This is a genomic window from Klebsiella sp. 2680, assembly GCF_900198535.1.
GTDB lineage: Bacteria > Pseudomonadota > Gammaproteobacteria > Enterobacterales > Enterobacteriaceae > Klebsiella > Klebsiella indica.
The window spans coordinates 79,713-90,745 of the sequence record NZ_FZNJ01000008.1 but is presented as its reverse complement, the minus strand read 5'-3'; the positions used below and the strand labels follow the sequence as shown (position 1 = coordinate 90,745).

At 52.4% G+C, this 11,033-nt stretch carries 10 protein-coding genes and 2 tRNA genes; 9 read left to right on the top strand and 3 right to left on the bottom strand.

Annotated features, from left to right (window positions below; genetic code table 11):
• Positions 1-94 precede the first annotated feature (94 nt).
• Positions 95-171: transfer RNA gene (locus FN037_RS23580), tRNA-Asp, on the top strand.
• A 51-nt stretch (positions 172-222) separates the two neighbouring features.
• Positions 223-298: transfer RNA gene (locus tag FN037_RS23575), tRNA-Trp, on the top strand.
• Positions 299-382: 84 nt separating this feature from the next.
• On the opposite strand, the gene hdfR is transcribed toward FN037_RS23575, so the two are convergent.
• Positions 383-1,204 (bottom strand): HTH-type transcriptional regulator HdfR, encoded by an 822-nt coding sequence (gene hdfR / locus FN037_RS23570; RefSeq protein ID WP_138363231.1) that lies wholly within the window; start codon positions 1,202-1,204, stop codon positions 383-385.
• A 117-nt stretch (positions 1,205-1,321) separates the two neighbouring features.
• On the opposite strand from hdfR, the gene FN037_RS23565 reads away from it, so the two are divergent.
• Positions 1,322-1,660, top strand: a complete 339-nt coding sequence (locus tag FN037_RS23565; RefSeq protein ID WP_138363230.1) for a DUF413 domain-containing protein — start codon at positions 1,322-1,324, stop codon at positions 1,658-1,660.
• Between the two features lie 23 nt (positions 1,661-1,683).
• On the opposite strand, the gene FN037_RS23560 is transcribed toward FN037_RS23565, so the two are convergent.
• Positions 1,684-3,204 (bottom strand): YifB family Mg chelatase-like AAA ATPase, encoded by a 1,521-nt coding sequence (locus FN037_RS23560; RefSeq protein WP_138363229.1) that lies wholly within the window; start codon positions 3,202-3,204, stop codon positions 1,684-1,686.
• Between the two features lie 351 nt (positions 3,205-3,555).
• On the opposite strand from FN037_RS23560, the gene ilvL reads away from it, so the two are divergent.
• The 6 genes from ilvL (at position 3,556) to ilvA (ending at position 10,099) form a co-directional block, all read left to right on the top strand.
• Complete coding sequence (gene ilvL / locus FN037_RS23555; protein WP_063085300.1) at positions 3,556-3,654, top strand: ilv operon leader peptide; 99 nt, start codon at positions 3,556-3,558, stop codon at positions 3,652-3,654.
• A gap of 139 nt (positions 3,655-3,793) precedes the next feature.
• Entirely contained in the window at positions 3,794-5,440 is a 1,647-nt protein-coding gene (gene ilvG / locus FN037_RS23550) for an acetolactate synthase 2 catalytic subunit (protein ID WP_138363228.1), read from the top strand.
• Positions 5,437-5,694 (top strand): acetolactate synthase 2 small subunit, encoded by a 258-nt coding sequence (gene ilvM, locus FN037_RS23545; RefSeq protein WP_138363227.1) that lies wholly within the window; start codon positions 5,437-5,439, stop codon positions 5,692-5,694. Before ilvG ends, ilvM begins: the two co-directional genes overlap by 4 nt.
• Positions 5,695-5,710: 16 nt before the next feature.
• On the top strand, positions 5,711-6,646 hold the full coding sequence (gene ilvE / locus FN037_RS23540) for a branched-chain-amino-acid transaminase (protein ID WP_138363226.1): 936 nt from the start codon (positions 5,711-5,713) through the stop codon (positions 6,644-6,646).
• Between the two features lie 55 nt (positions 6,647-6,701).
• Positions 6,702-8,552: a dihydroxy-acid dehydratase gene (gene ilvD, locus FN037_RS23535; protein ID WP_142503276.1), complete on the top strand. Its 1,851-nt coding sequence runs from the start codon at positions 6,702-6,704 to the stop codon at positions 8,550-8,552.
• Positions 8,553-8,554: 2 nt separating this feature from the next.
• Positions 8,555-10,099: a threonine ammonia-lyase, biosynthetic gene (gene ilvA, locus FN037_RS23530; protein WP_138363234.1), complete on the top strand. Its 1,545-nt coding sequence runs from the start codon at positions 8,555-8,557 to the stop codon at positions 10,097-10,099.
• Here ilvA and ilvY read toward each other — a convergent pair.
• Positions 10,096-10,986 carry an HTH-type transcriptional activator IlvY gene (gene ilvY / locus FN037_RS23525; protein WP_142503275.1) on the bottom strand — a complete coding sequence of 297 codons (891 nt, stop codon included), beginning with the start codon at positions 10,984-10,986 and terminating at the stop codon, positions 10,096-10,098. The two genes, ilvA and ilvY, sit on opposite strands and share 4 nt — an antisense overlap.
• Between the last annotated feature and the right edge of the window lie 47 nt (positions 10,987-11,033).

The following is an 11,033-nucleotide window of genomic DNA, read 5'->3' as shown; positions in this document are numbered from 1 at the left end:
GTGGGGTCTCCCCATGCGAGAGTAGGGAACTGCCAGGCATCAAATTAAGCAGTCACACCGGGGCATAAAACCGGTGGTTGCAGAAGTATTCGGTGGAGCGGTAGTTCAGTCGGTTAGAATACCTGCCTGTCACGCAGGGGGTCGCGGGTTCGAGTCCCGTCCGTTCCGCCACTTATTAGAAAATTAAGCCTGCTATTTAGCAGGCTTAATGATAAGAAATTTAGGGGCGTAGCTCAGTTGGTAGAGCACCGGTCTCCAAAACCGGGTGTCGCGAGTTCGAGTCTCTCCGCCCCTGCCATATAATAATCCTTTGCTCAGGCAAAGGATTTTTTTTGATTTAAATTTCCCTGCCCGATAATCCCCCGTCCGTGGAGGATTAAATCTATCCCAATATGTTATTTTTCAGGATATCGCGAATCTGCGCTTGTTTGTCACTGTTTTGCAGCCAAATCGCAAAGAGAGGCCTTGAAAGCATCGTACTATCCGTCACTGCATGTAGGTTATTTTTCTCCTGCGCCCAGCGTACCGGTAACCATGTACATCCTTTGAGCAAACTGAGCTGCCGGTATGCTAATTCAGCGGAACTGGTGGTGAGTAGAGGAATATCATCATTACCAATCAACCCGACTTCATTTTGTTGAAAGTCAGGTCCCCATTCCAGACGCAAGTAATTCAATTCATTTTTATTTTTAGCTGGTGATGTACAAAAAAGTCCCAGTGTGAAATGCCCAAGCAACTGGCTGCTTAGTTCATCCATCTTCGGTGATTCTGTCGTGATCAGTAGATCAAGCTGACGTTCATGTAATTGTTTTACCAGCGACTGGCGCTGTGCGATCCGTGCTTCGAACTGCAGTCCATCGGATTCGGTATAAAGTTTTCCCAGCCACTCGTTAAGCAGGCATTCCCAAAGAGAGGCGCTGGCACCGATCGAAAATTCATTATGTCGGGAAGAATTTGCCACCTCTTTACGCGCAGCCTGCCAGGTATTCATCAGGGTTTCGGCATACGGCAATAGTTTCTCTCCGGCTGGGGTCAGGCGGATATTATTGCGATGACGAGTAAAAAGATTCACTCCGAGCTGGTTTTCCAGTTGACGAATACGAAAGCTAACTGCTGACTGCGTCAGATAAAGCGCCTCCGCGGCTCGGCCAAAGTGGCGAGTTCTGCTCACCTCAAGGAAAGTTTTGAGCAATTCCGTATCCACACTTTTCTCCGCAAAATTATTTGTCGTGATGATTTAAATGTTTTGTTTGACGCTCTGTCAAGCGTAACTAATACTCCGCGCCATAAATAGCTCGGCCAAAAATCAGGAGCGTGTAGGATGGCGGAAAGCTTTACGACAACTAATCGTTTTTTCGACAATAAAAATTATCCGCGCGGGTTTTCCCGTCATGGAGATTTCACCATCAAAGAGGCGCAACTGCTGGAACGTTATGGTTATGCCTTTAATGAACTGGAACTGGGTAAACGCGAGCCTGTTACCGAAGAAGAAAAACAGTTTGTTTCGGTGTGCCGTGGAGAACGTGAGCCCGCAACGGAAGCAGAGCGCGTCTGGATTAAGTATATGGCACGTATTAAGCGTCCGAAGCGTTTCCACACCTTATCCGGCGGTAAACCGCAGGTGGAAGGCGCGGAAGATTACACTGAAAGTGATGATTAAGAAAAAAGGGCGAAAGCCCTTTTTTAGACCATCAATTTTTGTAGATGGCCTAACATCCGATCTATCGCCCGGTAACTCAGAGCCTCCTGTAAATGAGGGCGTTCGATATGTTCCACTTCTCCAATATCAGCAATGGTTCGGGCAACTTTAATAAGCCGTTGCCACGCTCGTATAGAAAGCCCAAGTTGCACTAAAGTTTGTTCCAGCCAGATAGCGTCATCTTTATGGAGACGACACCAGATTTTCATCTCGTTATTTCCCAGATGTGCATTAAGTTTATTCTGTCGGGATAGTTGCTTTTTGCGTGCAATCAGAACCCGCTGTCGTACGCTGGCACTCTCTTCCTCTTTGCTGGTTCCCTGGCTTAGTACTCCCGGCGGCGGTAAAGGTATTTCCAGAGAGAGATCGAAGCGGTCAAGAAACGGGCCTGATAATCGCGCGAGGTAACGCAGGATTTGTTCTGGCGAAGTTCGGTTATGATGACCCTGATAATGTCCTGTCGGGCTGGGATTCATTGCTGCAATAAGTTGAAAACGAGCGGGGTAATCGATCTTTGCACGTGCGCGCGCGATATGAATTATTCCTGACTCGATCGGCTCTCGCAATGCATCCAGCACCCTGCGCTCGAATTCTGGCAATTCATCAAGGAATAAAACCCCGTTATGGGCAAGGGAAATTTCACCGGGAACCGGAATTGAGCCGCCTCCCACCATAGCTGCAAGCGATGCACTATGATGTGGCGCTCTGAACGGCCTGCGACGCCACTGTTTTGTCGCATTACTGGAATTGACCAGGCTGAGTATTGCCGCACTCTCCAGGGCTTCCTGATTACTCAATGGCGGTAGAAGGCCAGGGAGCCGGCTGGCGAGCATTGTTTTGCCTGTTCCGGGAGGGCCAATCAATAGCAGGTTATGCCCCCCCGCGGCGGTGATTTCCAGCGCTCGTTTTCCCTGTTGTTGACCAATAACATCACGGAGATCTGACGATACTTCGTTTGAATACTCGACTTCTGATGGGGGATGATTTAACGCGGTTCGACCTTCAAGAAAAGCGCAAACTTCCTGCAGATGCCCGGCAATAAAGCAGTCATCACCACCGATTAATCCGACCTCAACGGCGTTTTCATCGGAGACAACGATCTTTCGGCCTGCGTTGATTGCCTCCATTGCGCTGGATATCGCCCCAGGAACGCCACGCAGAGCGCCTGTAAGCGCCAGTTCGCCGACAAACTCACATTGACTTAACCTGGTGGCATTAAGCTGCTCTGATGCCACCAGAAGCGCGAGAGCGATAGGTAAATCATATCTTCCCCCTTCTTTGGGAAGATCGGCTGGAGCCAGATTAAGCGTGATTTTTTTCGCCGGCCAGGTGTAACCACTATTAATGATCGCACTACGTACCCGGTCACGCGCTTCTTTGACCGTTGTTTCCGGAAGCCCGACCATTGTCAAACCAGGAAGCCCGTTACTGATATGAACTTCGATAGTGATGAGCGGGGCGCTGATTCCGAGAGCGGCGCGTGTGTAAACAATGGCAAGTGACATAAAACCTCCTGAGAGCAGGAATTATGTCGGGGAATTTTCATCGAGTAATTTGGCAATATTAAATTTTAGATGCCTCCTCCCGGCCAACTTTTTGTCGATCGCCATGTTTCACTCATTCCGGAAGCTGATTTGCAGTGGGCAACTGTAGGTTGGCGGTAATCAGAAAGTGTTGTGGTTCATGCCGCAAATTGAAATATTTTCATTTCATGTTTTTCTTATTAAAAACAATTGTTTTTTCATAAATAGTTAGCACGATAACAAAATGGCTCATAAAAAAATCTTGTGTTAACAGCAATATCTATGGTAACTCTTTAGGCATTCCTTCGAACATGAAGTCAGAAAGAACATAAAATGACAGTCCTTCTACGAGTGATTAGCCTGGTCGTGATTAGCGTGGTGGTGATTATTATCCCACCGTGCGGGGCTGCACTTGGACGAGGAAAGGCTTAAAAATCAAGCCTTAACGAACTAAGACCCCCGCACCGAAAGGTCCGGGGGTTTTTTTATAACTGAAAAACAGAAATGGGGAGCAGATAATGAGTTTTAGCATAAAATTCTGTTTCCCTCGATCTACGACGGGGAAGTAACTATGAATGGGGCGCAATGGGTAGTGCATGCTTTGCGAGCACAGGGAGTTGATACTGTTTTTGGCTACCCGGGTGGCGCAATTATGCCGGTTTATGATGCATTGTATGACGGTGGTGTGGAACATTTATTGTGTCGGCACGAACAAGGCGCAGCAATGGCAGCTATCGGCTATGCGCGAGCCACTGGCAAAACTGGCGTATGTATCGCTACCTCTGGCCCTGGTGCGACCAATCTGATCACCGGCCTGGCTGACGCACTGCTTGATTCTGTTCCTGTTGTTGCTGTTACTGGTCAGGTTGCCGCTCCGTTCATTGGTACTGATGCATTCCAGGAAGTGGATGTCCTTGGGTTATCGCTGGCTTGTACTAAACACAGTTTTTTGGTGCAGTCTCTGGAAGAGCTGCCGCGCGTTATCGCTGAAGCTTTCCATGTGGCAAATTCAGGCCGTCCTGGGCCGGTGCTGATTGATATCCCGAAAGATATCCAGCTGGCTCAGGGGGAACTCGATCCGCATTTCTCGATGGTTGCCGATGATGTTGACTTCCCGAGTGCGGATATTGAATGCGCGCTGCAGATGCTGGCTCAGTCGCAGAAGCCAATGTTATACGTTGGCGGTGGTGTGGGTATGGCTCAGGCTGTACCGGCGCTGCGCGAATTTCTTGCCGTCACGCAAATGCCAGTGACCTCCACCCTGAAAGGGTTGGGCGTTGTGAATGCGGATTATCCGTACTATCTGGGAATGCTGGGAATGCACGGCACCAAAGCGGCTAACATCGCGGTACAGGAATGTGACCTGCTTATCGCAGTCGGCGCCCGCTTTGATGACCGCGTGACAGGTAAGCTGAATACTTTTGCTCCGCATGCCAGCGTTATTCATATGGATATCGATCCTGCCGAGCTGAACAAGTTGCGTCAGGCGCATATTGGCCTGACCGGCGATCTGAATGTGATGCTACCTGCGTTGCAGCAGCCGCTGTCTGTTGATATCTGGCGTCAGCGTATTGCAGCTCTGCGTGCTGAGCACGCCTGGCGCTACGATCATCCTGGCGAGACTATCTACGCTCCGCTGTTGCTGAAGCAGCTTTCCGAACGTAAACCGGCAGATTGTGTTGTCACAACCGATGTCGGGCAACATCAGATGTGGTCAGCGCAGCATATGACCTATACGCGTCCGGAGAATTTCATTACCTCCAGCGGATTAGGCACCATGGGCTTTGGCCTGCCCGCGGCGGTCGGTGCGCAGGTGGCTCGCCCTAATGATACGGTTATCTGTATCTCCGGTGACGGTTCCTTCATGATGAATGTACAGGAGCTGGGCACCGTAAAACGCAGGCAGTTGCCACTGAAGATTGTTTTACTCGATAACCAGCGGTTAGGAATGGTACGACAATGGCAGCAATTGTTTTTTCAGGAACGATACAGCGAAACCACCCTTACTGATAACCCCGATTTCCTTACTCTGGCCAGCGCCTTTGGCATCCCTGGTCAACATATTACCCGTAAAGACCAGGTTGAAGCGGCACTCGACACCATGCTTTCGAGCCAGGGGCCTTATCTGCTTCATGTCTCAATCGACGAACTTGAGAATGTCTGGCCGTTGGTGCCGCCCGGTGCCAGTAACGCAGAAATGCTGGAGAAATTATCATGATGCAACATCAGGTCGCCTTGCAGGCTCGCTTTAATCCCGAAACGTTAGAACGTGTACTGCGCGTTGTGCGCCATCGCGGATTCCAGGTTTGCGCTATGAATATGGAAGCCGCCGCGGATACCCGGAATATTAATATTGAACTGACCGTTGCCAGCCAGCGGCCAGTCGAATTACTGTTTAGTCAATTAAGCAAACTGGTGGACGTTGCCTGCGTCGAGATCCAGCAACCAACATCACAACAAATTCGCGCCTGAGCGCAAAGGAAGAAAAATGACGACGAAAAAAGCTGACTACATTTGGTTCAATGGTGAGATGGTTCCGTGGGGCGAGGCGAAAGTTCACGTGATGTCCCATGCGCTGCATTACGGAACTTCTGTATTTGAAGGTATCCGCTGCTACGATTCTCATAAAGGGCCGGTGGTGTTCCGTCATCGTGAACATATGCAGCGTTTGCATGATTCAGCCAAAATCTACCGTTTCCCGGTTTCTCAGAGCATTGATGAACTGATGGAGGCCTGCCGCGAAGTTCTTCGTAAAAACAATCTGACCAGCGCCTATATTCGTCCGTTAATTTTTGTTGGCGATGTTGGCATGGGGGTTAACCCGCCGGATGGTTACAATACTGACGTCATTATCGCCGCCTTCCCGTGGGGAGCTTATCTGGGAGCTGAAGCGCTGGATCAGGGGATCGATGCGATGGTTTCTTCCTGGAACCGCGCTGCGCCAAACACAATCCCAACCGCGGCCAAAGCGGGTGGTAACTACCTGTCTTCTTTGCTGGTCGGTAGTGAAGCGCGCCGTCATGGCTATCAGGAAGGTATCGCGCTGGACGTAAATGGCTATATTTCTGAAGGCGCAGGTGAAAACCTGTTTGAAGTGAAAGATGGCATATTATTTACCCCGCCGTTCACCTCTTCCGCGCTACCGGGCATTACCCGTGACGCGATTATCAAGCTGGCGAAAGAGCTAGGTATTGAAGTGCGTGAGCAGGTTCTGTCTCGCGAGTCACTGTACCTGGCTGACGAAGTCTTTATGTCCGGCACTGCCGCAGAAATCACGCCGGTACGCAGCGTTGATGGTATTCAGGTTGGTGAAGGTCGCTGTGGTCCGGTCACCAAACGCATTCAGCAAGCATTTTTTGGCCTCTTTACCGGTGAAACCGAAGATAAATGGGGCTGGTTGGATCAGGTTAATCAAAAAGCATAAAAAGATGGGGCGATACGCAGCGCCCCATTTAACAAAAACTGGGAGTAACTAAAGCATGCCTAAGTACCGTTCCGCCACCACCACTCATGGTCGTAATATGGCGGGTGCCCGCGCGTTATGGCGCGCCACTGGAATGACCGATGCTGATTTCGGTAAGCCGATTATCGCTGTTGTGAACTCCTTCACCCAGTTTGTGCCGGGTCACGTACATCTTCGCGATCTCGGTAAGCTGGTTGCTGAGCAAATTGAAGCCGCGGGGGGTGTCGCTAAAGAATTTAACACCATTGCGGTGGATGATGGGATCGCTATGGGTCACGGGGGCATGCTTTATTCACTGCCGTCTCGCGAACTGATCGCCGACTCGGTGGAGTATATGGTGAACGCCCATTGCGCTGATGCGATGGTCTGTATCTCCAACTGCGATAAAATCACCCCGGGGATGTTGATGGCGTCTCTGCGCCTGAATATCCCGGTGATTTTTGTTTCCGGCGGCCCGATGGAAGCCGGGAAAACCAAACTTTCCGATCGGATCATTAAGCTCGATTTGGTTGATGCGATGATTCAGGGCGCAGACCCGAAAGTCACCGATGACCAGAGCAATCAGGTTGAACGTTCCGCCTGTCCGACCTGCGGCTCCTGCTCCGGGATGTTCACCGCAAACTCCATGAACTGCCTGACCGAAGCGCTGGGTCTGTCGCAACCCGGTAACGGCTCATTGCTGGCAACCCACGCTGACCGTAAGCAACTGTTCGTCAATGCCGGCAAGCGCATCGTTGAGCTGACTAAACGTTACTACGAGCAGGATGATGCGTCCGCGCTGCCGCGTAATATCGCCAGCAAAGCGGCATTTGAAAACGCGATGACGCTGGATATCGCTATGGGTGGTTCCACCAATACCGTACTGCACCTGCTGGCAGCAGCACAGGAAGCAGAAATTGACTTCACAATGAGCGATATCGATAAGCTTTCCCGTAGAGTACCGCAGTTGTGTAAGGTTGCGCCAAGTACGCAAAAATACCATATGGAAGATGTCCACCGTGCGGGCGGTGTGCTGGGTATTCTTGGCGAGCTGGATCGCGCCGGGCTGATGAATCGTGATGTGAAAAACATTCTTGGCCTGACGCTGTCGCAGACGCTGGAGCAGTATGACGTTATGGTCAGTCAGGATGACGCGGTGAAGCAGATGTTTCGTGCTGGGCCGGCGGGTATCCGCACAACTCAGGCCTTTTCCCAGGATTGCCGCTGGGACACGCTGGATACTGACCGCGCCGAAGGCTGCATTCGTTCGCTGGAGCATGCCTACAGCAAAGATGGCGGTCTGGCGGTGCTCTACGGTAACTTCGCTGAAAACGGCTGTATCGTAAAAACCGCAGGTGTGGATGACAGCATTCTGAAATTTACCGGCCCGGCGAAAGTCTATGAAAGCCAGGATGATGCCGTTGAGGCGATTCTTGGCGGTAAAGTGGTTGCCGGTGATGTGGTGGTTATTCGCTACGAAGGGCCGAAAGGTGGCCCGGGCATGCAGGAGATGCTCTATCCGACCAGCTTCCTGAAATCAATGGGCCTGGGGAAAGCTTGCGCGCTGATTACCGACGGTCGTTTCTCTGGTGGGACATCAGGCCTCTCTATCGGTCATGTCTCACCGGAAGCGGCCAGCGGCGGCAATATTGCGATTATTGAAGATGGCGACACCATTGCTATCGACATTCCCAATCGTAGTATTCAGCTACAACTGAGCGATGCCGAGATTGCGGCGCGCCGTGAAGCTCAGGAGGCTCGCGGTGTTCGGGCCTGGACGCCGAAAGATCGCAATCGTCAGGTTTCCTTCGCCCTCCGCGCCTACGCCAGTCTGGCGACCAGCGCTGATAAGGGCGCCGTGCGCGATAAATCGAAACTTGGGGGTTAATGATGGCCGAGTCACAACCCCTGTCTGCCGCCCCTGAGGGGGCGGAATACCTCAGGGCGGTACTGCGCGCGCCAGTATATGAAGCGGCACAGATCACGCCGCTACAAAAAATGGAAAAGCTCTCATCGCGTCTTGATAATGTTGTCCTGGTGAAGCGTGAAGATCGCCAGCCGGTACACAGCTTTAAGCTGCGTGGGGCGTATGCCATGATGGCGGGGCTGACTGAAGAGCAAAAATCTCATGGCGTGATTACCGCGTCGGCGGGGAATCATGCTCAGGGTGTGGCTTTCTCCGCTTCTCGTCTCGGCGTGAAGGCGCTTATCGTGATGCCGGTGGCGACAGCGGATATCAAAGTCGACGCTGTTCGCGGTTTTGGTGGTGAAGTGCTGTTGCACGGGGCTAACTTTGACGAAGCAAAAGCGAAAGCGATTGAGCTGGCGCAGCAGCAGGGGTTCACCTGGGTTCCGCCGTTCGACCATCCGATGGTGATCGCCGGGCAGGGGACGCTGGCGCTGGAACTGCTGCAGCAGGATGCCCACATTGACCGTATATTTGTGCCGGTCGGTGGTGGCGGGCTGGCGGCGGGCGTCGCGGTGCTGATCAAACAGTTGATGCCGCAAATCAAAGTCATCGCTGTCGAAGCCGAAGATTCAGCTTGCCTGAAAGCCGCGCTGGAGGCCGGGCATCCGGTTGATTTACCTCGCGTCGGGTTGTTTGCCGAAGGCGTGGCGGTTAAACGCATCGGCGATGAGACTTTTCGTCTGTGTCAGGAGTATCTGGACGACATCGTGACCGTGGATAGCGATGCGATCTGTGCCGCGATGAAAGATCTGTTTGAAGATGTGCGTGCGGTGGCGGAACCTTCCGGTGCGCTGGCGCTGGCGGGAATGAAAAAATACATCGCTCAGCATAACATTCGTGGTGAACGTCTGGCGCATGTGCTTTCCGGCGCTAACGTCAATTTTCACGGCCTGCGCTACGTTTCCGAGCGTTGTGAGTTAGGGGAACAACGCGAAGCGCTGCTGGCGGTAACCATCCCGGAAGAAAAAGGTAGCTTTCTCAAGTTCTGCCAGTTGCTGGGCGGTCGATCTGTCACCGAGTTCAACTACCGTTTCGCTGATGCGCAAAACGCCTGTATTTTTGTCGGGGTGCGCCTGAGTCGCGGTCTGGAAGAGCGTGAAGAGATTCTCGATCTGCTGCGTGAAGGCGGCTACAGCGTGGTTGATCTCTCTGACGATGAAATGGCGAAACTGCATGTGCGCTATATGGTCGGTGGGCGTCCGTCAAAACCGTTGCAGGAACGTCTGTACAGTTTTGAATTTCCGGAATCCCCCGGCGCGCTGCTGAAGTTTCTTCACACGCTGGGCACTCACTGGAATATTTCCCTGTTCCACTATCGCAGCCACGGCACCGATTATGGGCGCGTACTGGCGGCATTCGAACTTGGCGATCATGAACCTGATTTCGAAACCCGTTTGCATGAACTGGGCTACGATTGCCACGATGAGAGCAATAATCCGGCGTTCCGCTTCTTCCTTGCGGGTTAGTGATTTGGCAATATCTGCCAGAACGCCTCTATAAGCGGCTCATGCAGCCGCTTTTTTTGTGCGCAGACGCCCAGTTCAAACGGCGTTTTCTCATCGCTGCGCTCTAATATCATCACGCGATTACGTACGGGTTCCGGGCTGTTTTCCAGTACCACTTCCGGAATCAGAGCCACGCCGCAGCCGAGTGCGACCATCGAAACCATTGCCTCATGGCCGCCTACGGTGGCGTAAATTGACGGGTTGCTGATCTTATTGCGTCGGAACCAGAGTTCGATGCGGCGGCGAACCGGGCCCTGATCGGCCATGATAAACGGCACCGTTGACCAGTCGGGTTTATCCAGTGAAACCTGATTGCGTACCGGGCAAGGCAAGGCGGGGGCTATCAGCACCACGGCCAGATTCTCCAGCATTGAGAAGGCCACCGCGCCGGGCAGGGTTTCCGGCTTACCGGCGATCGCCAGATCGGCCTCGCCCGTCACCACCTTTTCCATCGCATCGGCGGCATCGCCGGTGGTGAGCTTAATTTCCACTGAGGGATGTTCGGCGCGGAAGCGATCGAGAATCGGAGGAAGGTGGCTATAGGCGGCGGTGACTGAGCAGAAGATATGCAGTTCTCCCGATAGCGACGGGCCCTGCTGGTCAATGGTGTGGCGTAACTGTTGATACTGCAACAGCGTCTGTTGGGCAAAAGTACGCAACTCTTCTCCCGCTTCGGTAAGCGTGACCGTGCGGTTATCGCGAACAAACAATGGCTGCCCGAGGTCTTCTTCGAGGCGCTGAATTTGCCGGGAAAGTGTGGAAGGGCTGACGTGTATCGCCCGCGCGCTGCGGCCAAAATGGCGGCTTTCCGCCAGATGCAGGAAGGTTTTCAGATCGCGTAAATCCACAGATTTTGCTCCAGATTTCTACGTTGCAAAAATTGCAATGTGATGTT

Bases quoted from the DNA above. Each gene is read 5' to 3' on its own strand.
- ilvM (WP_138363227.1), top strand. From the start codon at position 5,437: ATGATGCAACATCAGGTCGCCTTGCAGGCTCGCTTTAATCCCGAAACG.
- ilvL (WP_063085300.1), top strand. From the start codon at position 3,556: ATGACAGTCCTTCTACGAGTGATTAGCCTGGTCGTGATTAGCGTGGTG.
- ilvE (WP_138363226.1), top strand. From the start codon at position 5,711: ATGACGACGAAAAAAGCTGACTACATTTGGTTCAATGGTGAGATGGTT.
- ilvA (WP_138363234.1), top strand. From the start codon at position 8,555: ATGGCCGAGTCACAACCCCTGTCTGCCGCCCCTGAGGGGGCGGAATAC.
- ilvD (WP_142503276.1), top strand. From the start codon at position 6,702: ATGCCTAAGTACCGTTCCGCCACCACCACTCATGGTCGTAATATGGCG.
- ilvG (WP_138363228.1), top strand. From the start codon at position 3,794: ATGAATGGGGCGCAATGGGTAGTGCATGCTTTGCGAGCACAGGGAGTT.
- FN037_RS23560 (WP_138363229.1), bottom strand. From the start codon at position 3,204: ATGTCACTTGCCATTGTTTACACACGCGCCGCTCTCGGAATCAGCGCC.
- FN037_RS23565 (WP_138363230.1), top strand. From the start codon at position 1,322: ATGGCGGAAAGCTTTACGACAACTAATCGTTTTTTCGACAATAAAAAT.